Source organism: Vibrio sp. 10N.286.49.C3, assembly GCF_041469545.1.
GTDB lineage: Bacteria > Pseudomonadota > Gammaproteobacteria > Enterobacterales > Vibrionaceae > Vibrio > Vibrio tasmaniensis_A.
In genome coordinates, this window is sequence record NZ_JBFRKT010000028.1 from 1 (window position 1) to 25181 (window position 25181).

Below are 25181 nucleotides of genomic sequence, written 5' to 3' on the forward strand. Positions count from 1 at the left end.
CTCGTATCTCGTATCTCGTAGAAGCATAAAAAAGCCCCAACACGAATGTCGAGGCTCAAAGTATCTTTATCTATGTTGTAACTGGACGTCCCTAGTTCACTGCTCTTCGTTGTTTTCAGCAAACTTAGATGGCGACATGCCAAAGTGATGTTTAAACCTTTGACTGAAATAGGAAGGGTCATTGAAACCAGAATCAAACGCGACGTCTGAAATCCTCTCTCCCGCAAGTAGCCGCTCGCACGCATGCTCTAAACGCACTTCATTCAAATGCTCTTTAAAGGTCTTGTTGTAAGCCGATTTAAAACGTCTCTGTAAGCTTCTCTCAGACATAAACAAATACTTAGCAGCAGTTGCAGTACTGAACTCGGCATCAGCGTAGTTTTCACTCACAAGCTGCGACACTCTGTTCTTCCACTCTTGTTCCGCTGTCAGTTTTTGCTGCTCTGGCGTTGAAGCGGCAAGCTTAATGGTTTCAATCTGTTCAATTGTGCTGGCTTCAAGATTATCGAGCACTTGGTACTCAATTGGCCACGAAAGCTGAACCTTATTTTGAGAGTCCGAGACAAAAGCATTCAGTTCACCACCGCTCTGGTTCATCAATAATGGCAACTTTTCGATGTTTAGGTCGGTCGACTTTCCAGTATTGTCATTAATGCTTGAAGTCAATTTTGGGAAAGGCATTCCATGGTCTCGAATCGTCACAACAAGGTGCTCTTTAACCTCTTCAACCAATACCACCATACTCTGTGACTTAAAATTTCTCTTAATGATGCTAGCGACTAGACTGTTGAAAATAATATCAAGATTAAAATACAGCAAGGATACATGTCGTTGTTTAGTTTCAACTTTAATATCCAGTTCAATACCGGCTTTGGCTAAATCGTCCTGCCAAGCTTTGAGTACAGCTTCTAAGATTAAAATTATATCGTAACAAACCTTTCCCTTCCCTTGTGGCGTGTTACTCAACTGAGCCAAGCCATTTTTCAATGTCAATATTGGCGACTTACCTTGTTCATCATTCCAATTTGGGATCATAGCTGCGATATGATTAACTTCAGAAGAGAGTTCATTAGCAGTATGTGTGACAAGAGCACTCTTAACTGACAACTGTTTTTTAAGCTGTTGATTAGTCGTTAGTAGTATTCGGCTTTGATGCCTCAGTTGATCTGTCTTTAATGCAACTTGCGCCTTTAAGTGCCTGTTGGCGAAAGTAACGTAACGTGATCGCCAAAAAACCAAAGCAGTCACTACACAGATAAGTAATATAAGAGAGCTTGCTGCTGCCCAATTACTCAGATACCAAGGTTCCGCAATAGAGAAGCTTTGGTTCGTTGACGTAAAGCGATAATGGGAGTCCTTAACGGGTTTCACTTCCAACGTATAGTCCCCAGGAAGAAGGTGATCGAGTGTTAGTACCCCCCCTTCAAACTCACTCCAAGGTTCATTGTCGCTTAGTCGATACTCCATTGCAGGCGTGTATGTCGCTGGTAAAATTCCAATCTTAAAACCGATTGATGAGCCATAAGGAATTTCATCTAAATCAGCCGTCTTGCCACCAAGTGATACTATCTGATGGTCGACACTTATCTTGCTCAGCAATGCACGGCTATGAGGTGTTGTTGATACCAATAGCTCATTAGCTAATGCACTCACCACGCCATATCTTGAGCCGAAGATAAGCCTAGTAGACTGGCTACCTTCGCTGTAAAACAGAGCACACGCACCTGCAGCCAATTCATTGGTGATCAAGCCAAATGGTGAGCCGATATGTTTATGCAGTTGACCATCCAATCCGTAATAGCTAATACCTTTCGAAGAGCCTAACCACATCCCATTATCATCGCTAATTAAACATTTAGGACTGATATTTTCCTCAACAAGAGTGACCTCTTGAATAATAGAACTGTTATTAGGGATTCGATACACACCATAGCTACTCGCAAACCACTGGGATCCATCTTTTGCTTTTTCAATATCGACCACTTTGCCAAGCCGTTCGCTTGAATGACTAAAGCTAATTCTCTCATCAAGAAAAGAGTAGAATCCGTGATCAGTACCAACATAAATACGACCTTGTAAACCTATATTGAGAGCGGTGATCTTTGCTGGCAAAAATTTATCAACTAACCAGTCGGTGCCATAACTGGTCAACTTATTGGTTTCGATAGATAACGAATAAAGGTTTTGTCCCGAGGTCATCCAAAGCATGTTATCCGCTTCAAATGCAAAGTTTTCAACGGGTACACCTTCAATCGCTCTTGGTAGATCGACCTTTTCAGCCTCTAACGTATCAGTATTGAAACTAAGAATACCTTCTGCAGTCGCCAACCAAATTGAAGAACCAAAGATCTCAAAATCCTGTACTGGGTTAGAGTAAACACGAACGGGGTTATCTTCACTTTGAGAATCAACCAAATAGAGCCCCCTGGAAGAAGCAACCCAAGACAGTTGATCGCGAACAAGCTGTACTTTGTTTATCACCACACTACTCGAATGCATCCCCATTCCCGTTAATGGCGTTCTTGAGAATGTCCTGCTGAACAGTGAAAAGTATCGAATTCCGTTATTGGTCGCGACCCACATTCCACCAGCATGGTCGTTAATTAACGAATATATTTTTTCACCCGGTAACGAAAAGTCTTGATTATCGGCTTGTTCAAATCGTGTAATTTTCCCTGTAATAAAGTTGTAGCTGATAAGACCATGCTCAGTCCCAATCCAGTATTGATCGGTTGTTTCAGCGAGAGAAAGAACATGCGAACCACGCACCCACCTTTCTTTCTTAGGATTTGCAAGATCTATAATCACTGCACCATTCAATGTACCAATGACTAACTCACGTCTTGCCATCGAAAAATACAGCGTCTCTATATGATTTTTTTCTGATGCACCGATATGAGTAAATTCTTGGCTATCAGAAAGGTACACTCCGGAACTGGTCGCAAGCACCCATTTTGACAGCACCCGCTCAGCATCGTTAATCGCAATATCGCTGCTATTGTTATGCCGATACAATTTTAGAAGCGAGTAAGTGCTAAATTCTAAAGATTGAGTATTGTACGTATAGAAATTACTGCCATCTGTAACCCAAATATAATCACCGGAAGCACCGATATTCGCGATCTCAGCCCCTGGGCTTAAACTAAATGCAAGTGCGTTGCCGATTCCTGGGCTATGTCGGTACACCTCATTATCAAAGAAAGTCCAAAACTCATCGTTAAGAAACGCGACTTTCTCTGAAGAAAATTGCAAAAGGCTACCTTTTCGAGGGAATAGGGTTCTGCCATCATAAAAAAGTATTTTTCCATGCACATCATGAACCCAGAGTCCGCCACCTTCACCTAAGTACAGATTTTTTGCCGCAAGGAAGTTCCCTTGTGCTTGAACGGGCAAAGGGTAGAAAACGGAGGGTGATGTATTTACCGCAAGAACGCTAAATGAAATGCTCATTAAGATGAACATTTTGAAAATAATTCGATACAACTTTTAATCCTGAACAGCAACAACACATGAAATATTGGTTCTCACAACGCTTGTTGCTGATTAACCAAAAAGTGAGTTTTTTTGTGCTTATTATTATCTTTCTATTTTAGCTGAAATTGACAAAGGAGAAAGGAGGTTTGATATTTGTTGGAAGGTTTTATCTTAGCGGTCACGAAAATGCCGCAAAAAGCGGCATGATTCATCAATTAACGAGAACAAAGTGTCGTAAAGAATACTCGATATTGATTACATTCCACTCAAGCAACTTGTGTAACTATCTGTAAGCTGCTGAAGAAAATCAAAATAGCTTCCACTCTTCACTTCAACCTGCGAACCGACAGGATCAAGTTGTCCTTGTTTAGCGTTACTTCCACGAGTCACTGATTCAATCACCGCTGGTGTAAATTGAGGCTCTGAAAATACGCATTGAACATTTTCACGCACCAAAGTCTTCTTGATAGCTATCAGACTTTTTGCGCCAGGTTTACGCTCAGGGCTAACCGTAAAGTGACCTAGATTATTCAACTTAAATTCTTGTTCGAAGTAGCCATACGCGTCATGGAATACGTAGTAGCCTTTGTCTTTCACTGGCGCGAGTTGTTCATGAATCGCCTGCTGTTTCTCTTTCAAAGCAATCAAGAATGAATCTAGATTCTCTTGATACGCCATGGCGTTATCAGAGTCTGACTCAATTAGCTTAGCTGAGATATATTTTGCCGCGACCTCGACTTGATCGATACCCAACCAAAAATGCGGGTCATGACTACCATGGTTGTGCCCTTCATGAGCATCGTGGTCTTCATGTCCAAACTCTCTCAAGTTAATCCCCGGAATCTCACTGATCTTGATAACGTTTTCTTTAGAACCAATCACCTTGGTCAAAAAAGCTTCTAGGTCAGGGCCAAACCAGATCACCATATCGGCACTATGAACTTTTTTGACATCCGATGGCTTAAGCGCATAATCGTGCGGCGAAGCATTGCTGTTCATCAACACATCAGGTTCACTAACGCCCTGCGTTAATTCTGTCACAATCATTTGAATTGGTTTGAAGCTTGTTAGAATAGTATTGGCACTTGCAACACTTGGCGCTAAAAGCAAAGTAGCAAGTATAAAAGATGAACGTGACATAATTCCTCGTTAATAGAAAAGTAGCTTAGGCTTGAGGTAAATGTTACATTATAACATTAGCGAATTGCAAATGAGTTCTATTCATGGATAATTTAATCCAACTAGATTCTGTGAGCGTCGAATTTGACGGTCGAAAAGTTCTAGATAACATATCTCTAAATTTAGAGCGCGGCAGAATCACCACCCTGATTGGGCCAAACGGTGCAGGAAAGTCGACATTAGTAAAAGTGGTATTAGGTTTACAGACCAAATTTTCAGGCACAATAACAAAAGCTAAAAAACTGAAAATTGGCTATGTACCACAAAAATTAAAGCTCAATGATTCACTACCGCTCAATGTAGAACGTTTTCTAAAGCTCACTGGTAAGTTCAGTCAGCAAGAGATCCTTGAAGCATTGAAGCTCGTTGGTGCTGAACATCTACAAAAGAGCAACATGCACCAACTATCTGGCGGTGAAAACCAACGTGTGCTAATTGCTCGTTCATTGCTAAGAAGACCCGATCTACTGGTTCTTGATGAACCCGCACAAGGTGTTGATGTACAAGGCCAAATAGACCTGTACGACCTGATCGATACCATTCGCCACCGTTTTGGTTGTGCCGTATTTATGGTTTCACACGATCTGCATTTAGTGATGGCAAAAACAGACGATGTTATCTGTTTGCATCACCATATCTGCTGTTCAGGCGCACCGGCAGACATCAAACACCACCCCTCTTATATCGCACTTTTTGGCACCGCGACCCAAGAGACCTTAGCCTTTTATCACCACCAACACGAACATCACCATCATGATCTCGCAGGACAGCCTGTCGAAGGCGACGTGCATGAATGTTCAAACCATAAACACGGACACCACTAATGCTTGAGTTTCTTCTTCCCTCTATTTTAGCTGGCTTGGGCATTGCTCTAATCGCGGGGCCACTAGGTTCATTCGTGGTGTGGCGCAAGATGGCTTACTTTGGTGACACGCTTGCTCACGCTTCTTTGATGGGCTTAGCACTTGGCTTTCTGTTCAACATTAACTTGTATTTCGCGCTGCTGATTTGTTGTTTGATGCTAGCTGTGTTGCTAGTGACTTTACAAAAACAAAAGCTGGTCGCGACCGATACCCTACTCGGTATTTTGGCGCACAGCGCTCTGTCTTTGGGTCTTGTCGCCGTGAGTTTCTTAGATAACGTTCGCGTTGACCTAATGAGCTACCTATTTGGTGACTTGCTTGCAGTGTCTCCGACAGATTTGGTATTCATCTATGCGGGTGCTGCCGTGATTGGAGTGGTACTTGCTATCTTTTGGCGACCACTATTGTCGACGACCGTTAACGAAGATCTCGCAGCGGTTGATGGCATCAACATTGATTTAATGCGTCTTATTTTGATGCTATTGGTTGGGATCGTGATTGCGGTAGGTATGAAGTTTGTTGGTGCGTTAATCATGACCTCACTACTTATCATTCCGGCAGCAACGGCAAGAAAATTCGCCAATACACCCGAACAAATGGCATTCCTTGCATCGGTAATTGGTTCTATCGCTGTGTTCGGAGGATTGAGCTTGTCTTGGTTCTATGACACACCGGCCGGCCCTTCTGTTGTTATCAGTGCTGCGGCAATGTTTATGTTATCTCAAATGGTTAGAAGCCGAGCTTAACACTTATCAGTACGATCTCGTATCTCGTATCATTGAAAACATATTAAAAAGGCTTGGTCAGTGACCAAGCCTTTTTAATATCATTCAGTTAACTTCTATCTCATCGATAAAAGCCTGCTGATTACCAACCCGTGATTTCACGTAGGCCTTTACCGATGTCAGCAAGAGACTTAACAGTCTTAACGCCTGCTGCTTCCAGTGCTGCGAATTTATCTTCAGCAGTACCTTTACCGCCAGAGATGATTGCGCCTGCGTGGCCCATACGTTTACCCGGAGGAGCAGTAACACCAGCGATGTAAGATACAACTGGCTTAGTTACGTTTGCTTTGATGAACTCAGCCGCTTCTTCTTCCGCAGTACCACCGATCTCACCAATCATTACGATTGCTTCAGTCTCTGGGTCTTCTTGGAAAAGTTTTAGGATATCAATGAAGTTTGAACCTGGAATAGGGTCACCACCGATACCAACACATGTAGACTGACCAAAGCCTTCATCTGTTGTTTGTTTAACTGCTTCGTACGTCAGAGTTCCTGAACGAGATACGATACCTACTTTACCCTTCTTGTGGATATGGCCAGGCATGATACCAATCTTACACTCGTCTGGAGTGATAAGACCTGGACAGTTAGGACCGATCATGCGAACGCCAGTTTCTTCTAGCTTCACTTTAACGTCGATCATGTCTGTAGTAGGGATACCTTCAGTGATTGTTACGATCAGTTCGATACCTGCATCAATCGCTTCTAGGATTGCATCTTTACAGAAAGGTGCTGGTACGTAGATAACTGTTGCTGTTGCACCAGTCGCTTCTACTGCTTCACGTACTGTGTTGAATACTGGAAGGCCTAGGTGAGTTTGACCACCTTTACCAGGTGAAACACCACCAACCATTTGCGTACCGTATGCGATAGCTTGGTCTGAGTGGAATGTACCTTGACCGCCAGTGAAACCCTGACAGATTACTTTAGTGTCTTTGTTAATTAATACAGACATTATTTAGCCTCCGCAGCAGCAACAACTTTCTGAGCAGCATCTGTTAGAGATACAGCAGCAATGATATCAACATCAGAATTAGCAAGTACTTCGCGACCTAGGTCTGCGTTTGTACCTTCTAGACGAACAACTACTGGAACTGTTACGCCTACTTCTTTAACTGCACCGATAATACCTTCAGCGATCATGTCACAACGAACGATGCCACCGAAAATGTTTACGAGTACTGCTTTAACATTGTCATCAGAAAGGATGATCTTGAATGCTTCAGCTACACGCTCTTTTGTCGCGCCGCCGCCTACATCAAGGAAGTTTGCTGGTTTGCCGCCGTGTAGGTTTACGATATCCATCGTACCCATCGCAAGGCCTGCACCGTTAACCATACAGCCAACGTTGCCATCAAGTGCTACGTAGTTCAGTTCCCACTGAGCTGCGTGCGCTTCACGCTCGTCTTCTTGTGAAGGATCGTGCATTTCACGAAGCTTTGGCTGACGGTACATTGCGTTTGAGTCAATGTTGATCTTGCCGTCTAGACAAAGCAGGTTGCCTTCGCCGGTAATTACAAGCGGGTTGATTTCTAGTAGAGCTAGGTCGTACTGAGAGAACATTTGGCCAAGACCCATGAAGATCTTAACGAACTGTTTAATTTGATCGCCAACTAGACCAAGTTTGAACGCAAGTTCACGGCCTTGGTAAGCTTGAGGGCCCACTAGAGGATCGATCGCTGATTGGTGAATCAACTCTGGAGTTTCTTCAGCGATTTTCTCAATGTCCACGCCGCCTTCAGTTGACGCCATGAATACAATTTTGCGCGTTGCACGGTCAACAACAGCACCTAGGTAAAGTTCGTTAGCAATGTTCGATGCTTCTTCAACTAGGATCTTTGTTACAGGTTGACCATTAGCGTCTGTTTGGTAAGTCACTAGGTTTTTACCTAGCCACTTTTGTGCAAACTCTTTAACGCCTTCTTTGGTGTCATGTAGCTCTACGCCGCCCGCTTTACCGCGACCACCAGCGTGTACTTGACACTTAACGACTTTCTTGGCTGTACTGATACGACCTGCAGCTTCGAAAGCTTCTTGTGCAGTATCACATGCGAAACCTTCTGGTACAGGCAAACCGAATTCTGCAAACAGCTGTTTGGCTTGGTATTCATGCAAATTCATTTTGATATTCCGTTTATTTTCCCTTAAGGGATTATTATTTCCATAACGACACAGTTTCCTGTGGTACGTCTGTAGGGTCTTCTCAAATCAACTGCTGTCCATTTTCTAATGGCTTTACAGTTCAAGTGAAGGCCAGACGTTGAGCAGCCTAGCCTTTGAAACTTTTTACGTCTAGCTAACCGGGTTAACTAGACGTTTTAGAGATACTAAACGTCTAATAGCAGACGCGCTGGATCTTCTAGAAGCTCTTTGATGGTTACTAGGAAGCCAACGGATTCACGGCCGTCGATTAGGCGGTGATCGTAAGAAAGCGCTAGGTACATCATTGGTAAGATCTCAACCTTGCCATCAACAGCCATTGGACGATCTTGGATTTTGTGCATACCCAAAATTGCCGCTTGAGGCGGGTTGATGATTGGCGTAGACATTAGAGAGCCAAATACACCACCGTTCGTGATAGTGAAGTTACCGCCCATCAACTCATCAACAGTTAGCTTGCCGTCACGGCCTTTGATTGCTAGCTCTTTGATGCCTTTTTCGATGTCAGCGAAACCTAGTGTGTCACAGTCTTTCAGTACTGGAGTTACTAGACCACGTGGCGTTGATACTGCCATGCTGATGTCGAAGTAGTTGTGGTAAACGATATCTGTACCGTCGATAGAAGCGTTCACTTCTGGGAAACGCTTCAGTGCTTCTGTTACTGCTTTCACGTAGAAAGACATGAAACCAAGACGCGTATCGTGACGCTTCTCGAATTGGTCTTTGTACTGCTTACGAAGATCCATGATTGGCTTCATGTTCACTTCGTTGAAAGTAGTCAGCATCGCTGTGCTGTTCTTCGCTTCTAGAAGACGGTTTGCAACTGTCTTACGTAGGCGAGTCATAGGCACGCGTTTTTGGCTACGAGCCGCTGCTGGCGCTTCAACTGCTGGTGCAGATGCTGCTGCCGGAGCCGCTTTCGCTGCTGCTAGGTGTGCATCGATGTCTTCACGAGTAATACGACCACCAACACCAGTGCCTTTAACGTCAGCTGGTTGTAGGTTGTGTTCAGCAAGAAGACGACGAACAGCAGGGCTTAGTGCGTCGTTGCTTTCTTCTGTCAGTGCCGCTTTGTGGCGTTTATCAGGAGAAGCTTCTGTATCTTCAGTCGTGTCTTTCGTTGGTTCACCAGCGACAGCACCAGGCTTAATTTTAGCCAGAAGCTGCTTAGAAAGTACCGTAGCACCCTCTTCTTCGATGATAGCTTCCAGAACACCCGCTTCAGGAGCCGGTACTTCTAGAACTACTTTATCTGTTTCGATGTCTACAATGACTTCATCACGTGCAACGGCTTCGCCTGGTTTTTTGTGCCAAGTCGCTACTGTTGCATCAGCCACAGATTCAGGTAAATCTGGAACCAGAATTTCAATTGTCATGTGCGTATTTTCCTTTTACTTCTAGTTCTTAAGTAGGGTCAAAGCGTCGTCAACTAACGCCTTTTGTTGTTTCAAGTGTACCGACATATAGCCAACAGCTGGTGACGCTGATGCAGGACGACCTGCGTATTGAATATCAGCACCCACTGGGATAGCAGCTCGGAAATTATGTTGGCTACTGTACCAAGCACCTTGGTTTTGTGGCTCTTCTTGACACCAAACGTAATCGACTACATTTGTGTATTGTGCGATGGCAGCTCTCACGTCCTCATAAGGGAACGGGTAAAGTTGCTCAATACGTACAATAGCGACATCGTCTTGCTCGTTCTTACGTCTTTGGTCAAGCAGGTCAAAGTAAACCTTACCTGAACAGAACACGACGCGTTTTACGTTCTCAGGAGACAGATCATCAATTTCTGCGATAGCTGGTTGGAACGTGCCTTCTGCCAAATCTTCAAGAGAAGATGTACACAGAGGGTGACGAAGCAATGACTTAGGTGACATTACGATCAGTGGACGACGCATTGGTCGAACAACCTGACGGCGAATCATGTGGTAAACCTGAGCTGGTGTTGAAGGAACAACAACCTGCATGTTTTGTTCAGCACATAACTGAAGGTAACGCTCTAGACGCGCAGAAGAGTGCTCCGGGCCTTGGCCTTCATAACCGTGAGGAAGCAACATAGTTAGACCACATAGACGTGCCCACTTTTGCTCACCTGATGAAATGAATTGGTCGATAACAACTTGTGCACCGTTTGCGAAATCACCAAATTGTGCTTCCCAAAGGGTGAGACCGCTTGGCTCTGCTGTCGCATAACCATACTCAAATGCGAGTACCGCTTCTTCAGATAACACAGAGTCAAACACTTGGAATGGCCCTTGTTTATCATGAATGTTCGCAAGAGGAACATACGTGCTTGCATCTGATTGATTGTGCAGGACTGAGTGACGGTGGAAGAACGTACCACGACCTGAATCTTGGCCAGAGATACGAATACGCTTACCGTCGTCAACAAGTGTTGCGTAAGCCAGAGTTTCAGCCATACCCCAATCGACTTGTTTCTCACCATTCACCATGGCAGTTCGATCGTTGTACAGTTTATTTACTCGGCTTTGCAGCTTGTGGCTGTCTGGGTATTGGCAAAGTTTAGTACCAAGCTCTTTCAGGCGCTCGATATCAATCTTATTGTCCCACTCGATGTTCCAGTCGTGACCTAGGTAAGGAGACCAGTCCACAGAGTGAAGTGCCATTGGGCGCCACTCTTTAACCACAACTTCACCGTGATCAAGTGCATCACGATATTCGTTAACCAGTTGAGTTGCCGTATCAATACCAAACTCTCCACGCTCCATTAGCACGTCAGCGTAAAGCTTACGTGGTGTTGGATGCTTCTTGATTTTTTGGTACATCAAAGGCTGTGTTGCATTCGGCTCATCGGCTTCGTTGTGACCGTGGCGACGGTAACAAACCAAATCAATAACAACATCACGCTTGAAGGTATTACGGTAATCCAATGCAAGACGCGCTACGAACGCAACCGCTTCTGGATCATCAGAATTAACGTGGAAAATCGGAGCCTGAACCATCTTCGCGATATCTGTACAGTACATCGTAGAACGTGTATCGCGAGGGTTAGACGTCGTAAAACCAACTTGGTTGTTTACAACGATACGAACCGTACCACCGACACAGAAACCACGCGCTTGAGACATGTTAAACGTCTCTTGCACTACACCCTGACCAGCGATAGCTGAATCACCGTGGATAGTAATTGGAAGTACACGGCTGCCGTCTTTATCGTCTAGACGATCTTGTCGAGCACGTACTGAACCGATAACTACCGGGTTTACGATTTCTAAGTGAGATGGGTTAAATGCAAGTGCTAAGTGAACGTTGCCGCCTGGGGTTGCGAAATCCGCAGAGAAACCTTGGTGGTATTTCACATCACCAGTACCCCATGAATCATCGCTGTGCTTGCCCGCAAATTCGTCAAACAGGTCTTGTGGCTTTTTACCAAGCACATTGACCAGCATGTTTAGACGACCACGGTGAGCCATACCAACAACAACTTCACGCATGCCTTGTCCACCGGCATGACGAATGATTTCTTTCGTCATTGGGATAAGAGCATCACCACCTTCCAAAGAGAAGCGTTTTGCGCCTGGGAATTTCGCACCAAGATAGCGCTCAAGACCTTCAGCAGCCGTTAGCTCTTCTAGGAAAGCTTGCTTTTCTTCTTTATTGAAAGAGGGTTGACCAGATACAGACTCTAAACGTTGTTGGATCCAACGCTTTTGTTCTGTATTAGTCATGTGCATGTATTCAGCACCAATCGAACCACAATACGTTTGCTTTAGAGATTTGTAGAGATCTTTAAGCACCATCGTCTCTTGGCCAATGGCGTAAGAGCCGACGTTAAACGTCTCGTTGAGGTCTTCTTCGGTAAGAGTGTGGAAAGAAGGGTCCAGTTCAGCGACTGTATCTCTTTCCCATAAACCTAGGGGGTCTAGATTTGCTGATTGATGCCCTCGGAATCGATAGGCATTAATAAGTTGCAGAACCTTTACTTGTTTCGCATCGACATCTGGATCACTAACTTGGACACTGTAATGCTTTGTTTCTTGAGCGAGTCGACGGAAGTATTCACGAACACGAGAGTGTGGTTGTTCCACCGCTTCTGAAGCTTGCACAGGCAGTTCTTCAAAAACGCTTCTCCATTCGTCACTTACCGAATCGGGGTCACTAAGATACAGTTCATAGAGTTCTTCTACGTACGTTGCATTGGCGCCAGCCAAGTGTGAAGACTCGAGCCATGCCTTCATCACGCCGTTGTGCATATTTTCCCTTAACCAGTAGTTTTCACGTTTGCTGCGGTCTATGCCGAGCTATTAAAAGGCCGCCCCAAAACTTCTAGGGCGGCAATTTTTATATAACTTAAACCGAACGATTCACAAGCATGGTCTTGATGTGACCAATCGCTTTCGTCGGATTTAATCCCTTAGGACAAACACTTACACAATTCATTATGCCATGGCAACGAAAAACGCTAAATGCATCATCAAGATCGGACAGACGTTCGTCTGTCGCCGTATCTCGGCTATCTATTAGCCAACGGTATGCTGCAAGTAGGCCAGCTGGTCCGATGAACTTATCTGGATTCCACCAGAATGATGGGCATGAAGTCGTACAACATGCACACATAATACATTCATACAAACCATCTAAATGAGCACGCTCATCAGGGCTTTGTAGGTTTTCACGAGCCGGTGGCACATTGCCATCAGACACTAAGAACGGCTTAACTTTTTCGTAGTTATCGTAGAACTGAGTCATGTCTACGATTAAGTCACGCACAACAGGCAAACCTGGAAGTGGGCGAATTACGATCTTATCTTGGCCAGAAAGTGCAGACAGTGGCGTGATACACGCCAATCCATTTTTACCATTCATGTTCAAACCATCAGAACCACATACACCTTCACGGCATGAGCGACGGAATGAAATCGTTGGATCTTGCTCTTTCAAAAGAATAAGCGCGTCCAAAAGCATCATGTCAGAACCTTCTTCCACCTCTAGGGTGTACTCTTTCATGTAAGGTTTCTGGTCCACATCTGGGTTGTAACGGTATAAAGAGAAATTCAGTTTCATGGTCATGTCTCCTTAGTACGTACGTGCTTTCGGCGGGAATGCTTCACGATGGATAGGTTCCATGTTCACGCCACGCTTAGTCATACTTTCTGATTCAGGGTTGTACAGAGAATGGCATAGCCATTGCTCATCATCACGATCTGGGAAGTCGAAACGAGCATGCGCTCCACGACTCTCTGTACGGAAGTTTGCTGCAACCGCGGTTGCGAATGCCGTTTCCATCAAGTTTTCAAGCTCTAAACACTCAATACGTTGCGTGTTGAACTCAGTCGACTTGTCTGAAAGGTGTGCATTTTTAAGACGCTCACGAATCACTTTCAGCTCTTCTAAGCCGTCAGCCATCGCTTTACCTTCACGGAATACAGAGAAGTTGTTCTGCATACATTGCTGAAGGTCTTTACGAATTACCGCAGGATCTTCACCGTCAGTACTGTTTTCCCAACGATTGTAGCGCTCTAGTGAACGTTCAATGTCAGCTTCAGTTGCAGGTTTTGCTTCAGCTTGTTTGTTCAAAGTCTCACCAAGGTGAAGACCTGTCGCACGACCGAACACAACCAAATCAAGTAGCGAATTGCCACCTAGACGGTTTGCACCGTGTACTGATACTGAAGCGATTTCGCCACAAGCGAATAGACCTTGAATTTCAACGTCTGTACCGTCTTCAGTTTGTTTAATTGCTTGACCAGAAACCTGTGTAGGAACACCACCCATCATGTAGTGACACGTTGGGATTACAGGAATTGGTTCTTTAACAGGATCAACGTGAGCGAACGTACGAGAAAGCTCACATACACCCGGTAGACGAGATTCAAGCGTCTCTTTACCTAGGTGATCGAGTTTCAGCTTGATGTGTGGACCCCATGGACCATCACAACCACGACCTTCACGAATCTCAACCATCATCGAACGAGCTACAACATCACGACCTGCTAAATCTTTAGCATTCGGAGCATAACGTTCCATGAAGCGCTCGCCGTCTTTATTGAGAAGGTAACCACCTTCACCACGACAACCTTCTGTTACCAAAACACCTGCGCCAGCGATACCCGTTGGGTGGAACTGCCACATTTCGATGTCTTGCATTGGAACGCCAGCACGAATCGCCATGCCAACACCGTCACCAGTGTTAATGTGAGCATTGGTTGTTGATGCGTAAATACGACCAGCACCACCAGTAGCAAGGATTGTTGCCTTCGCTTTGAAGTAGCAAACCTCACCCGTCTCCATACAAAGCGCGGTAGTACCTAAGATTGCACCATCTTCGTTTTTAACAAGATCCAGTGCATACCACTCAGAGAAAACCGTCGTTTTATGTTTAATGTTTTGTTGGTAAAGCGTGTGTAGCAGTGCGTGACCAGTACGGTCGGCAGCTGCTGCGGTACGAGCCGCTTGCTCACCACCAAAATTCTTAGATTGGCCACCAAACGGACGTTGGTAAATACTGCCGTTATCAAAACGAGAAAATGGAAGACCCATTTTTTCTAGTTCGATAACCGACTCAGGACCATTTTTACACATGTATTCGATAGCATCTTGGTCGCCGATGTAATCGGAACCTTTTACCGTATCGTACATGTGTTGTTCCCAGTGATCTTCATGCGCATTACCAAGAGCAACGGTGATACCACCTTGCGCTGATACAGTATGAGAACGAGTTGGGAAAACTTTAGAAAGCAACGCACAAGATAGGCCTTGCTCAGAAATTTGTAGCGCGGCGCGCATACCAGCACCACCAGCGCCAATTACTACAGCATCAAACTCACGAACAGGAATAGTCACTTACGCACCCCACAAAATAAACAGACCAGAGAAGAAATATCCTAGAAGAACCGCAACAACACCGACTTGAAGACCAACGCGCAATTTTGCACATTTGATGTAGTCAGTTAGTACTTGCCACAAGCCGATCCACGCGTGAACCAAAATTGAAGTAAGCGCTAACATGGTGAAGACTTTAGTGAAAGTACCACCAAAGAATTGCGTCCAAGATGCGTAAGAAATATCACCAGAGAAAGCACAGAAGCTCACTAGGTAGATAGTGTAAAGTGTCATAATGATGGCTGTTGCACGAATTAATAGATAATCATGCACACCATTACGACCAAAAGTAGAAACGTTGTTTACCATACTAAGATCCCCGCTAGTAGAGACAATACCGCTGTTGCTGCGAATGCAACCTTCGCGCTCTTAGCGCCAGATTCCAGCTCTTCAAAGTGACCAAGGTCCATAAGAAGGTGACGAATACCACCAGCAATGTGGTAAGCCAAAGCGGTTAAAATGCCCCACAGAATAAACTTCACGAAGAAACCGTCGACAATGTCGCTAGCTTCCATAAAGCCTACAGGGGAAGAGAGGGAAATGGATAGTAACCAAAGCAGAATTCCGATCGCAACAAAAGTAATCACCCCAGACACACGGTGTAGGATGGAAGCTATTGCTGTGATAGGAAAGTGGATGGTCTGTAAATCTAAATTAACAGGTCTTGTCTTTCTTTCTTTCACGGGCTCGCTCACTCAGCTCCATTGAGCATGATGGTCATTAAATAACCTTATGTATTGTTATGGACAAAATTTGATTGCAAACCCTCAAAATTTAACATTAACTTAACAAATAACGTAAGTTGAGCCTTAGATAATTGTAAAGTAATTGTTAATAGCTAGGTTTCCAAAGACACCTCACATTTCTTCTTAGCCTTGCATTTATAAGGTTTTAACCAAACTTTTCAGCGCCACTATACGGCTGGCAACATTCTAATACAATTGATGCAACAAATAATGCTACACAGCACAGACTTTTAACGAATTTAATGTAAAAAACACTAACAAGTGCACACAAAGCTGCAGAAAAATTGACTTTCTGACGTAAGACCAGTAAAAAAATGGCACATAAACATCCTGGACGGATTAATAATAACAAAGGAGATTGTTATGGCGGATAAGAAAGCTACCCTTCATATTGAAGGTCAAGCGCCGATCGAATTGCCGATTACAGAAGGTGTACTTGGTACTCCAGTCATCGACGTTCGTACACTGGGTTCTAATGGTTTTTTCACTTTTGATCCTGGTTTTCTTGCCACTGCATCTTGTGAATCGCAAATCACTTATATTGACGGTGGAAAAGGTATCCTTCTACACCGTGGTTATCCAATTGATCAACTGGCCAATAACGCTGATTACTTAGAAGTTTGTTACATTCTTTTATACGGCGAAGCTCCTTCTCGAGCTCAATACGAAGAGTTCAAGACGACTGTCACGCGTCACACCATGGTTCATGAGCAAATTGCTAGTTTCTTCCACGGCTTCCGCCGTGATGCTCACCCAATGGCTGTTATGTGTGGTGTGGTAGGTGCGCTTGCTGCGTTCTATCATGATTCATTAGATGTTAATAACGACACACACCGTGAAATTGCGGCATACCGCCTAATTTCAAAAATGCCAACACTGGCTGCAATGTGTTACAAATATTCTATCGGTCAACCGTTTATCTACCCACGCAATGACCTAGGCTACGCAGAAAACTTCCTGCACATGATGTATGCGAATCCATGTGAAGAATATGAAGTGAACCCTGTTGTTGCTCGCGCAATGGACAAAATCTTTACGTTACACGCAGATCACGAACAAAATGCTTCAACGTCAACAGTTCGTTTAGCTGGCTCTTCGGGCGCAAACCCATTTGCTTGTATTGCTGCTGGTATCGCTTCTTTGTGGGGTCCGGCTCACGGCGGTGCTAACGAAGCTTGTCTAATGATGCTTGAAGAGATCGGTAGCGTAGACAACATTGAAGAGTACGTAGCAAAAGCAAAAGACAAAGATGATCCATTCCGTTTAATGGGCTTCGGTCACCGTGTTTACAAGAACTACGATCCACGTGCAACGGTAATGCGCGAAGCGTGCCACGAAGTACTTAAAGAACTGAACATTCAAGATCCACTACTTGACGTAGCAATGGAACTTGAGCGCATCGCTCTTTCTGATGAGTACTTTGTATCGAAGAAACTATACCCGAACGTAGATTTCTACTCAGGTATCATTCTGAAAGCGATCGGTATTCCGGTATCAATGTTCACAGTAATCTTCGCGATGTCTCGTACTATCGGTTGGATTGCACACTGGAACGAAATGCACAGCGATCCGACAAACCGTATCGGTCGTCCTCGTCAGTTGTACACTGGTGAAGAACAGCGTGATTTCCAAGCTCTACACGAGCGCGAATAGTAAAGTTTCGACTTTTCTAATCGATTAAAATCAAAAAGGGTTGATGTATTAACATCAACCCTTTTCTTTTATATGCTCTCAACTCCGTCATCCTAAAGAGTGAGGGACGAGCGAGTTGGGGATCTCACTAATTGTATCGACAAGCTTTTAGAGATTCCCTACTCCTTCCTTCGTCAGTCTAGGGAATGACGAATTACTTGAGATCTCTCGAAATAAAATCCATTAGAGTTCTAACTAGCCAGTCTCATCGACGGGTACAAATTTATAGTGACTCGTATCCTACATCCCATATTTTCTTGTTATACCGGGTTGTCGATATCGATAAACTCAACAGCTAAGCCATGCTCTTTCGCTAGCCACTCACCTAATGCCTTCACACCATAACGTTCTGTTGCGTGGTGGCCTGCGGCAAAGTAATGAATGTCTTGTTCACGTGCTGAGTAAGTTGTGCGCTCTGAAATTTCACCAGAGATAAATGCATCAATACCTTGAGAAGCCGCTAACTCAATGTAATCTTGACCACCACCGGTGCACCAACCGACAGTCGTAATCATTTTGTCTTGGTTCTCTGGAGCAATGTGTAATGGCTTGCGGTTCAAAGCTTGGCCAATCTTTTCTGCGAACTCTGAACCGGTCATTGGCGCACTCAACTTGCCAAACATCGCAACAGATTGTGGGTGCCCTTCCAAACCGCCTTCGACTTCTATCTCAAGTAACTCCGCCAGTTTCGCGTTATTACCAAGCTCAGGGTGGATATCAAGCGGCAAGTGATAACCTAAAAGGTTGATGTCATTTTTAATCAAGGTACGAATACGCTTGCCCTTCATGCCACGAATCGCTTCTGACTCGCCTTTCCAGAAAAAGCCGTGATGGACTAACAAAGCGTCTGCGTTCAGTTCTACCGCTTTATCAATCAAGGCTTGAGAAGCTGTCACACCAGTAACGATTCGCTTCACTTCTGTTGCACCTTCAACTTGAAGACCATTAGGACAGTAATCTTTAATCTGCTGTGGCTGCAGTTTTTCGTTAAGTAGCTTTTCTAATTGTAAGTTATTCATTTTTCTTTCCAGCTTACCTTTATAATAACGTCGTTATATCAATTTACGGGTAGAATGTCGAAAGCCCCACGATGAGTTTATGAGGAAGAGATGACAGCACTGCAACGTTTTTACCAATGGGTCATCGACTCACCGCCATTACTAGAAATCAAGCCACCGGTTTCGGATCTCAGTGCATTCTCTAGCCACCATGCCATCGACTCATCACATACTTATGATGGTAATCCTAGATTAGGTTTCCTCTACCAGCATCTATGCGAACAAGTCATCGTTGCCTCACCGAATTACTCGATAAAGCACGACGAGATTCAGATCAATGTGGAAGGTAGAACTCTCGGTGCAATCGACTTTATTCTTGAAGAAGAGAGCAGCCAAAAACTGCAACATTGGGAAGTGGCGATTAAGTTTTACCTGCTCCATGAACAAACATGGTTTGGGCCAAACTCTCATGATCAATTGGATAAGAAGCTCGATCGTATGTTGAGCCACCAGCTGGGTATGTCGTCTTCAACGGCCTTTGTTGAGCAATATCCAGAGATTGATGTCGACTCAAAGCACCTCCTCATGCAGGGTCGCCTATATACCAACCCCTTCTTAGATCAAAAAGTACCTACTGAATGTTTGGGCTATGACATTAATTCCAGCCAAGTAAACGGTTTTTGGTGCTATCAAAACCAAGCTCATTTAATTACGGAAGTGCTCTACCCTCTCACCAAAGAGCAATGGGCAGCGGGCACTGATGATTTCACCTGCGAGCCTATCACCGAGTTTGGTGATCGCTTCGTTCATGGACAAACTAAATCAGGGCAGTTTTGGTTTGTGATGCCACAAAGTTGGCCACACGGATAATCTATTCAGTTATTCAACCACTTAGTCCTAGCCGCTTTATCCACAAACTATAAAAAAGGGCTGATGCTTTCACATCAACCCTTTCACTATTTACCTTGTAACTCTACTAATCTGTATTCGATTATAGGCCAGCGGCTGCAAATACTTGATTAACAATCTCTTGAGCTTCTGCTTCGATTGCTTTTAGGTGCTCTTCGCCTTTAAAGCTTTCACAGTAGATCTTATAGATGTCTTCAGTACCTGATGGACGAGCGGCAAACCAACCGTTCTCAGTCGTCACTTTTAGGCCGCCAATCGCAGCGCCATTACCTGGAGCATGCGTTAGGCGTGCAGTAATTGCATCACCAGCAAGCGTCTCAGCAGAAACCATCTCTGGAGACAGCTTCTTAAGTACGTCTTTTTGTGCACCATTTGCTACCGCTTGAATACGGTTATACTTAGACTCACCGTGTTTAGCAGCAAGCTCTTCGTAGTATTCTTGTGGGTTCTTACCCGTTACTGCTGTGATCTCAGCCGCAAGCAGGCAAAGAATTAGGCCATCTTTATCTGTTGACCAAGGCGTTCCGTCTTTACGTAAGAAAGATGCACCCGCACTCTCTTCACCACCGAAACCAAACTGACCGTTATATAGGCCATCAACGAACCATTTGAATCCCACTGGCACTTCGCAAAGTTCGCGACCTAAGTCAGCAACAACGCGGTCAATCAGAGCACTTGATACCAGTGTTTTACCCACTGCAACGTCTTTACCCCAACCTTCACGGTTGCGGTATAAGTAGTCAATACACACCGCTAGGAAGTGGTTGGGATTCATCAAGCCTTTTGGCGTAACAATGCCGTGGCGATCGTAGTCTGGGTCGTTGCCAAACGCTAATTGATAGTCGTCTTTAAGTGCCAGTAAACCTGCCATTGCGTATGGAGAAGAACAGTCCATACGAACCACACCATCTTTGTCTAGAGACATAAATTGGAACGAAGGATCAACCGCTTCACTGACCAGAGTCAGGTCTAGGTTGTACGCTTTGCCAATTTGACGCCAGTAATCAATACCGCTACCACCCAGTGGATCAACACCAATCTTGATGTTTGCTTTCTGGATTGCTTCCATATCAACCACGTTAACCAAGTCAGCAACGTAAGGAGCAACTAAATCAACTTCTTTCACTAGCTCAGACTGTTTAGCCTGTGCGATAGGAGTGCGCTTAACGCCTTGCATTTGCTCAGCAATGATCACATTCGCACGATCTTCAATCGCTTGAGTCAGTTCAGCTTCAGCAGGGCCACCGTGTGTCGGGTTGTATTTAATGCCCCCGTCTTGAGGTGGGTTATGTGAAGGCGTGATAACAATGCCGTCAGCTTTTTTATCATTCACTAGATTGTGCGTAAGAATCGCGTGCGAGATACCTGGAGTTGGAGTAAAGCCATTGTTTTTTTGAACGATAACCTCAACGCCGTTTGCAACTAGTACTTCAATAACCGTAGAAAAAGCAGGCTCAGATAGAGCGTGAGTATCTTTGCCTAAGAAAAGTGGGCCTGTTGTACCTTGATCGGCACGAACCTCAGCAACCGCTTGTGCGATCGCTAGAATGTGGTTTTCATTAAATGTTGATTTGTCTGCTGTACCGCGGTGACCTGAAGTACCGAACAGTACTTTATGATCTGGGTTAGTAGCATCCGGTTGCTGTAAGAAATAGTTTGCAACTAAAGCCGGGATATTATGAAGATCTTCCTGCAGAGCTTTCTGCCCGGCACGAGGGTGCATAGCCATTATCGACATCCTTATATATAAAATTTAAAAACAAAAAAACCTCATAATATCTTCTTAGCCATGGATATTATGAGGTTTAAATCAGATTTCGTTAAATTGAACCTGTTACTTTTTCTATCAATTCTGCTTGGAAACTCATGCGGCTCATAAGCTGTTCAACCATCTGTCTTTTTCGGCTTGTATTGTTATTCGTAATAACCCAAAAAGGACTTTGTGGAATAGCTTTAGGCTTAGTTGTGTTGCCGTTTGCTAACAATGTCGCTTCGTTGTCTGCAAAGTAAACACGCTTGCGGCCCTTTACTTGAGTTGCTTCTGAAAAGCTTAAAGGGTCGATTTTATGCAGTGTTGATAACACAAGCATGAAACGATCAATGGCTTTCTTTAGTGATGCAAACTCATCTGATATTAGTAGTGAGCGCATTTCTTTAACGCCATCGAACTTCTCTGGAGTAAAGCCTACCTCTTTGCTAACAACGATACCTTTTGGCTCAACGATCTCTTCGATCGGAACCGTGCCTTGGTTATCAACCAGTAACAAGCGGCGCAGAATATCTGAAGCGCTTTCGCCAATACGTTCTGTCTGACCCGCAATAAAACGGTATAGGTCCTCATCAACCTCAATTGTTTTCATTCGCTTTTCACAATCTCAATGTTTAAACTCTGAGGGATTATAGCGAGATCCGCGCGGATACTCTACGTCAAACCCACCATGAATAAGATAAAAATGTCAGTACAGCTCAACTATAAAATTGAAGGTGAGGGTCACACCATTGTTTTGATCCATGGATTATTCGGAAATTTGGACAACCTTGGCTTGCTCGCTAGGGATCTAAAAACCGATCATCAGGTACTTAGCATCGATCTACGTAACCACGGCCAATCTTTCCATAATGACACTCATAATTATCAAGCTATGGCACAAGATGTGGCTCAACTGCTGAATGATCTTGAGTTAGAAGGTGTCACTGTGATTGGTCACTCGATGGGTGGCAAGGTAGCGATGGCACTGACACAACATCTGACGCTGCATAAATTGATTGTCTTAGATATGGCACCAGTCGCGTACACCCAAAGTCGTCACGACAACGTATTCGCAGGCCTACAAGCTGTGATAGAAGAAAAACCGACATCACGCTCAGAGGCGCTTAAGGTCCTCGCAAAACATATCGAAATTGATGGGGTTCGCCAGTTCTTAACGAAATCTTTGTTCAAATCAGAACAAGGCATCATGGAATGGCGTTTCAATGTTGCCTCGCTCTTAAACAACTACCCACAGATTAATGGTTGGGAACCGATTGACAAAACCTCGGTCAAAACCTTGCTAATCAAGGGTGGTGACTCTGATTACCTGACGGCTGAACATCAAACCGCCGTTCAACAGCAGTTTTCCAACGCAAAGGCACATGTTATCGCCAACACTGGACATTGGCTACACGCGGAAAAGCCCGCTGAAGTGCTCCGTGCAATAAGGAAATTCATCACTTAGATAGGTTGATTAGTCGATATAAATGAGAGCTGTGTAATCACAGCAGATTAACTTTATCTCACAACAGTGATATAGTGCGCCCAAGCAAATTTGGTATATAAGGTTCCCATGCTTTACGACTACATGAACATCATTGAATCTGTTGGTTTAGATCTTCTGTTTGCCGCGATTTTCTTTCTAATCGGAATGGCAATTAAAGACGTTCTAAAGCAGGGAAATGTTCCTGCATTTGGTCGTCGTATCGTATGGTTAGTACTTTTCCTTGGCTGCGCAGGCTTTATCGCAAAAGGGATAATCCAACTAAGCTGGGAAGGAACTGGAATCTAACGATTTCCTCCGAACTTTATTACACCGACAACAGACAAAATGAAAGGTAATGATTCTATGGCAAGTGTAGGTCTCTTCTTTGGTAGCGATACAGGTAACACTGAAGCTGTTGCTAAGATGATTCAAAAGCAATTGGGCAAGCAGCTCGTTCAAGTTCAAGACATTGCAAAAAGCAGCAAAGAAGATATCGATAACTTCGATCTGCTGCTGCTTGGTATCCCTACGTGGTACTACGGCGAAGCACAATGTGATTGGGATGACTTTTTCCCTGAGCTAGAAGCTATTGATTTCTCAACTAAGCTTGTTGCGATTTTTGGTTGTGGCGACCAAGAAGATTACGCAGAATACTTCTGCGATGCTATGGGTACTATCCGTGATATCGTTGAAGCAAAAGGCGGTACTATCCTAGGTCACACGTCAACTGAAGGCTACGAATTCGAAGCATCGAAAGGTTTAGTTGAAGGCGATGACAGCCAATTCGTTGGTCTATGTATTGACGAAGACCGTCAACCTGAGCTGACTGATGAGCGCGTATCTAACTGGGTTAAACAAATCCACGAAGAGATGTGCCTAGCAGAGCTAGAAGACTAATTCATTAGCGGTTGTTAATTGTTACAATTAATGACCGTTATGTAGATATGAAAAAACCTCCTTATGGGAGGTTTTTTTCTATTCAATGTTTATCAATCAACACTCAGCTTCTAATGCTTCGTCATCCTCTCTAAATTGTGGCTTCTTTCTCACATAGAGAGTTCGCTGAATTTCCGAAACCACACTTCCCTGCTTATCTTTAACGTGGATGATAAATTCGGGGAAACACTTCTCACCAAGTTGTGTCTGACGATAGATATCCTCAAGTTGCCCTTGGCTTATCTCAAAGTCTGCATACAAGTCGGATTGACCAGGCTTGATAAAGTTAATACTCGCCTCTTTATCCCAAACATAATATCGCTCACCTAAAATCCCCATTAGCATTAACGAGTAAACGGGATCGGTAAGAGAAAAGATACTGCCGCCATATTGAGTCCGATTAGCGTTCTTATTCCACCACCGCAACTTGAGCACAGTCTTAACAACCCTAAAGTCAGCGCTAATGTGGGCTATTCGAATTCCCGAGCCCCAAAAGGGAGGCCAAATATTGAGTGCAAATTTTACAATATTAGGTTTATATATTTTTGCGAGTTGCTTATTCATAACAACAATCCATGTTCATATCAAAAAACACCGTCACCTGGCTGGTCGTACCTCCACTATAAGTGAGATACTTCCAATTTACAAAACAGATTGTGATGTCAGTGAGTAACCCTTTGAAGTTCGTGGTTTATTGTTATGCCTGACTAAACTATAATGGTATTAATATTGAATTCTGTTAATTGCTGCAGATCATCAACAGGAAAGTATATGTCAGACAATAATCAAGCGCTAAAAGATGCTGGTCTTAAAGTGACCCTCCCACGGCTCAAAATTTTAGAAGTATTACAACAACCAGACTGCCAACATATTAGTGCTGAAGATTTATATAAAAAGCTGATCGACTTAGGTGAAGAGATTGGTCTTGCGACCGTTTATCGCGTACTAAACCAATTCGATGATGCAGGCATTGTAACTCGTCACCACTTTGAAGGTGGTAAGTCTGTATTCGAACTTTCAACACAGCATCACCACGATCACCTAGTATGTTTAGACTGCGGTGAAGTTATCGAGTTCTCTGATGATCTTATCGAAGAAAGACAAAAAGAAATCGCTCAACGCTACAATGTACAGCTAACTAACCACAGTTTGTATCTGTATGGTAAAAGCATCACTGGGGATTGCAAAGGCAACCCAGACGCACATAAAGCGAAGAAGTAACACAGAACGCTGGCTTAGGCCGGCGTTTTTTATTTGGGCTGATATTGTATTAAGAATCACAGTAGCTTGGCCCACAATTTGGTTATTTCCCAGACACAAAAAAACCGGCTCTAAGCCGGTTTTTTATTAAGCGTCT

General features: G+C 44.1%; 22 protein-coding genes. 8 read left to right on the forward strand and 14 right to left on the reverse strand.

Annotated features, from left to right (window positions below; translation table 11 throughout):
* Positions 1-96 precede the first annotated feature (96 nt).
* Positions 97-3483, reverse strand: coding sequence for a helix-turn-helix domain-containing protein (locus tag AB4180_RS12900; RefSeq protein ID WP_102249879.1), 3387 nt, complete (start codon positions 3481-3483; stop codon positions 97-99).
* A 246-nt stretch (positions 3484-3729) separates the two neighbouring features.
* Positions 3730-4614 (reverse strand): zinc ABC transporter substrate-binding protein ZnuA, encoded by an 885-nt coding sequence (gene znuA / locus AB4180_RS12905; protein ID WP_009847313.1) that lies wholly within the window; start codon positions 4612-4614, stop codon positions 3730-3732.
* Between the two features lie 83 nt (positions 4615-4697).
* On the opposite strand from znuA, the gene znuC reads away from it, so the two are divergent.
* Positions 4698-5477 carry a zinc ABC transporter ATP-binding protein ZnuC gene (gene znuC / locus AB4180_RS12910; RefSeq protein WP_012604527.1) on the forward strand — a complete coding sequence of 260 codons (780 nt, stop codon included), beginning with the start codon at positions 4698-4700 and terminating at the stop codon, positions 5475-5477.
* Positions 5477-6262 (forward strand): zinc ABC transporter permease subunit ZnuB, encoded by a 786-nt coding sequence (znuB, locus tag AB4180_RS12915; RefSeq protein ID WP_009847315.1) that lies wholly within the window; start codon positions 5477-5479, stop codon positions 6260-6262. Before znuC ends, znuB begins: the two co-directional genes overlap by 1 nt.
* 121 nt (positions 6263-6383) lie before the next feature.
* Here znuB and sucD read toward each other — a convergent pair whose 3' ends face one another.
* The 8 genes from sucD to sdhC form a co-directional block, all read right to left on the reverse strand.
* Positions 6384-7256 carry a succinate--CoA ligase subunit alpha gene (sucD, locus tag AB4180_RS12920; RefSeq protein WP_017096870.1) on the reverse strand — a complete coding sequence of 291 codons (873 nt, stop codon included), beginning with the start codon at positions 7254-7256 and terminating at the stop codon, positions 6384-6386.
* A complete protein-coding gene (sucC, locus tag AB4180_RS12925; RefSeq protein ID WP_009847317.1) occupies positions 7256-8422 on the reverse strand; it encodes an ADP-forming succinate--CoA ligase subunit beta in 1167 nt (388 codons plus the stop codon). Before sucC ends, sucD begins: the two co-directional genes overlap by 1 nt.
* Positions 8423-8628: 206 nt before the next feature.
* Positions 8629-9837 carry a 2-oxoglutarate dehydrogenase complex dihydrolipoyllysine-residue succinyltransferase gene (odhB, locus tag AB4180_RS12930; protein WP_009847318.1) on the reverse strand — a complete coding sequence of 403 codons (1209 nt, stop codon included), beginning with the start codon at positions 9835-9837 and terminating at the stop codon, positions 8629-8631.
* 21 nt (positions 9838-9858) lie between these two features.
* Positions 9859-12678: a 2-oxoglutarate dehydrogenase E1 component gene (sucA, locus tag AB4180_RS12935; RefSeq protein ID WP_017103231.1), complete on the reverse strand. Its 2820-nt coding sequence runs from the start codon at positions 12676-12678 to the stop codon at positions 9859-9861.
* A 97-nt stretch (positions 12679-12775) separates the two neighbouring features.
* Positions 12776-13489 carry a succinate dehydrogenase iron-sulfur subunit gene (locus AB4180_RS12940; RefSeq protein ID WP_009847320.1) on the reverse strand — a complete coding sequence of 238 codons (714 nt, stop codon included), beginning with the start codon at positions 13487-13489 and terminating at the stop codon, positions 12776-12778.
* A gap of 12 nt (positions 13490-13501) precedes the next feature.
* On the reverse strand, positions 13502-15268 hold the full coding sequence (sdhA, locus tag AB4180_RS12945) for a succinate dehydrogenase flavoprotein subunit (protein ID WP_009847321.1): 1767 nt from the start codon (positions 15266-15268) through the stop codon (positions 13502-13504).
* A complete protein-coding gene (sdhD, locus tag AB4180_RS12950; protein ID WP_004734215.1) occupies positions 15269-15616 on the reverse strand; it encodes a succinate dehydrogenase, hydrophobic membrane anchor protein in 348 nt (115 codons plus the stop codon).
* Positions 15610-16002, reverse strand: coding sequence for a succinate dehydrogenase cytochrome b556 subunit (sdhC, locus tag AB4180_RS12955; protein ID WP_012604532.1), 393 nt, complete (start codon positions 16000-16002; stop codon positions 15610-15612). The genes sdhD and sdhC overlap by 7 nt, the downstream gene beginning before the upstream one ends.
* Before the next feature lie 414 nt (positions 16003-16416).
* Here sdhC and AB4180_RS12960 point away from each other — a divergent pair, with 414 nt between their 5' ends.
* Entirely contained in the window at positions 16417-17706 is a 1290-nt protein-coding gene (locus AB4180_RS12960; protein ID WP_004734217.1) for a citrate synthase, read from the forward strand.
* A 299-nt stretch (positions 17707-18005) separates the two neighbouring features.
* On the opposite strand, the gene AB4180_RS12965 is transcribed toward AB4180_RS12960, so the two are convergent.
* Positions 18006-18764 carry a Nif3-like dinuclear metal center hexameric protein gene (locus tag AB4180_RS12965; protein ID WP_017100865.1) on the reverse strand — a complete coding sequence of 253 codons (759 nt, stop codon included), beginning with the start codon at positions 18762-18764 and terminating at the stop codon, positions 18006-18008.
* A gap of 90 nt (positions 18765-18854) precedes the next feature.
* On the opposite strand from AB4180_RS12965, the gene AB4180_RS12970 reads away from it, so the two are divergent.
* Positions 18855-19613 carry a DUF1853 family protein gene (locus AB4180_RS12970; protein WP_102250392.1) on the forward strand — a complete coding sequence of 253 codons (759 nt, stop codon included), beginning with the start codon at positions 18855-18857 and terminating at the stop codon, positions 19611-19613.
* A 121-nt stretch (positions 19614-19734) separates the two neighbouring features.
* Here AB4180_RS12970 and pgm read toward each other — a convergent pair whose 3' ends face one another.
* Together pgm and seqA are read right to left on the reverse strand one after the other, a co-directional pair.
* Positions 19735-21381, reverse strand: a complete 1647-nt coding sequence (gene pgm, locus AB4180_RS12975; RefSeq protein WP_102250393.1) for a phosphoglucomutase (alpha-D-glucose-1,6-bisphosphate-dependent) — start codon at positions 21379-21381, stop codon at positions 19735-19737.
* A 91-nt stretch (positions 21382-21472) separates the two neighbouring features.
* The gene (seqA, locus tag AB4180_RS12980; protein WP_009847326.1) at positions 21473-22012 is read right to left on the reverse strand and encodes a replication initiation negative regulator SeqA; all 540 of its coding nucleotides are present in this window, start codon (positions 22010-22012) and stop codon (positions 21473-21475) included.
* A 93-nt stretch (positions 22013-22105) separates the two neighbouring features.
* On the opposite strand from seqA, the gene AB4180_RS12985 reads away from it, so the two are divergent.
* The 3 genes from AB4180_RS12985 to fldA all read left to right on the forward strand — a co-directional run bounded on the left by AB4180_RS12985 (position 22106) and on the right by fldA (position 23785).
* Entirely contained in the window at positions 22106-22867 is a 762-nt protein-coding gene (locus AB4180_RS12985; protein WP_102250394.1) for an alpha/beta fold hydrolase, read from the forward strand.
* 108 nt (positions 22868-22975) lie between these two features.
* Positions 22976-23194 carry a DUF2788 domain-containing protein gene (locus tag AB4180_RS12990; protein WP_009847328.1) on the forward strand — a complete coding sequence of 73 codons (219 nt, stop codon included), beginning with the start codon at positions 22976-22978 and terminating at the stop codon, positions 23192-23194.
* A 57-nt stretch (positions 23195-23251) separates the two neighbouring features.
* Positions 23252-23785 carry a flavodoxin FldA gene (gene fldA, locus AB4180_RS12995; protein WP_009847329.1) on the forward strand — a complete coding sequence of 178 codons (534 nt, stop codon included), beginning with the start codon at positions 23252-23254 and terminating at the stop codon, positions 23783-23785.
* Between the two features lie 96 nt (positions 23786-23881).
* On the opposite strand, the gene AB4180_RS13000 is transcribed toward fldA, so the two are convergent.
* On the reverse strand, positions 23882-24388 hold the full coding sequence (locus AB4180_RS13000; protein WP_009847330.1) for a DUF4442 domain-containing protein: 507 nt from the start codon (positions 24386-24388) through the stop codon (positions 23882-23884).
* Positions 24389-24595: 207 nt separating this feature from the next.
* On the opposite strand from AB4180_RS13000, the gene fcrX reads away from it, so the two are divergent.
* The gene (gene fcrX / locus AB4180_RS13005) at positions 24596-25045 is read left to right on the forward strand and encodes a ferric iron uptake transcriptional regulator FcrX (protein ID WP_004734226.1); all 450 of its coding nucleotides are present in this window, start codon (positions 24596-24598) and stop codon (positions 25043-25045) included.
* The last annotated feature ends 136 nt before the right edge of the window (positions 25046-25181 follow it).

What these genes read in the sequence shown, in the direction of transcription:
- znuA (WP_009847313.1), bottom strand. Translation starts at nt 4,614, where the DNA reads ATGTCACGTTCATCTTTTATACTTGCTACTTTGCTTTTAGCGCCAAGT.
- znuC (WP_012604527.1), top strand. Translation starts at nt 4,698, where the DNA reads ATGGATAATTTAATCCAACTAGATTCTGTGAGCGTCGAATTTGACGGT.
- znuB (WP_009847315.1), top strand. Translation starts at nt 5,477, where the DNA reads ATGCTTGAGTTTCTTCTTCCCTCTATTTTAGCTGGCTTGGGCATTGCT.
- sucD (WP_017096870.1), bottom strand. Translation starts at nt 7,256, where the DNA reads ATGTCTGTATTAATTAACAAAGACACTAAAGTAATCTGTCAGGGTTTC.
- sucC (WP_009847317.1), bottom strand. Translation starts at nt 8,422, where the DNA reads ATGAATTTGCATGAATACCAAGCCAAACAGCTGTTTGCAGAATTCGGT.
- odhB (WP_009847318.1), bottom strand. Translation starts at nt 9,837, where the DNA reads ATGACAATTGAAATTCTGGTTCCAGATTTACCTGAATCTGTGGCTGAT.
- sucA (WP_017103231.1), bottom strand. Translation starts at nt 12,678, where the DNA reads ATGCACAACGGCGTGATGAAGGCATGGCTCGAGTCTTCACACTTGGCT.
- AB4180_RS12940 (WP_009847320.1), bottom strand. Translation starts at nt 13,489, where the DNA reads ATGAAACTGAATTTCTCTTTATACCGTTACAACCCAGATGTGGACCAG.
- sdhD (WP_004734215.1), bottom strand. Translation starts at nt 15,616, where the DNA reads ATGGTAAACAACGTTTCTACTTTTGGTCGTAATGGTGTGCATGATTAT.
- AB4180_RS12960 (WP_004734217.1), top strand. Translation starts at nt 16,417, where the DNA reads ATGGCGGATAAGAAAGCTACCCTTCATATTGAAGGTCAAGCGCCGATC.
- AB4180_RS12965 (WP_017100865.1), bottom strand. Translation starts at nt 18,764, where the DNA reads ATGAATAACTTACAATTAGAAAAGCTACTTAACGAAAAACTGCAGCCA.
- AB4180_RS12970 (WP_102250392.1), top strand. Translation starts at nt 18,855, where the DNA reads ATGACAGCACTGCAACGTTTTTACCAATGGGTCATCGACTCACCGCCA.
- pgm (WP_102250393.1), bottom strand. Translation starts at nt 21,381, where the DNA reads ATGGCTATGCACCCTCGTGCCGGGCAGAAAGCTCTGCAGGAAGATCTT.
- seqA (WP_009847326.1), bottom strand. Translation starts at nt 22,012, where the DNA reads ATGAAAACAATTGAGGTTGATGAGGACCTATACCGTTTTATTGCGGGT.
- AB4180_RS12985 (WP_102250394.1), top strand. Translation starts at nt 22,106, where the DNA reads ATGTCAGTACAGCTCAACTATAAAATTGAAGGTGAGGGTCACACCATT.
- AB4180_RS12990 (WP_009847328.1), top strand. Translation starts at nt 22,976, where the DNA reads ATGCTTTACGACTACATGAACATCATTGAATCTGTTGGTTTAGATCTT.
- fldA (WP_009847329.1), top strand. Translation starts at nt 23,252, where the DNA reads ATGGCAAGTGTAGGTCTCTTCTTTGGTAGCGATACAGGTAACACTGAA.
- AB4180_RS13000 (WP_009847330.1), bottom strand. Translation starts at nt 24,388, where the DNA reads ATGAATAAGCAACTCGCAAAAATATATAAACCTAATATTGTAAAATTT.
- fcrX (WP_004734226.1), top strand. Translation starts at nt 24,596, where the DNA reads ATGTCAGACAATAATCAAGCGCTAAAAGATGCTGGTCTTAAAGTGACC.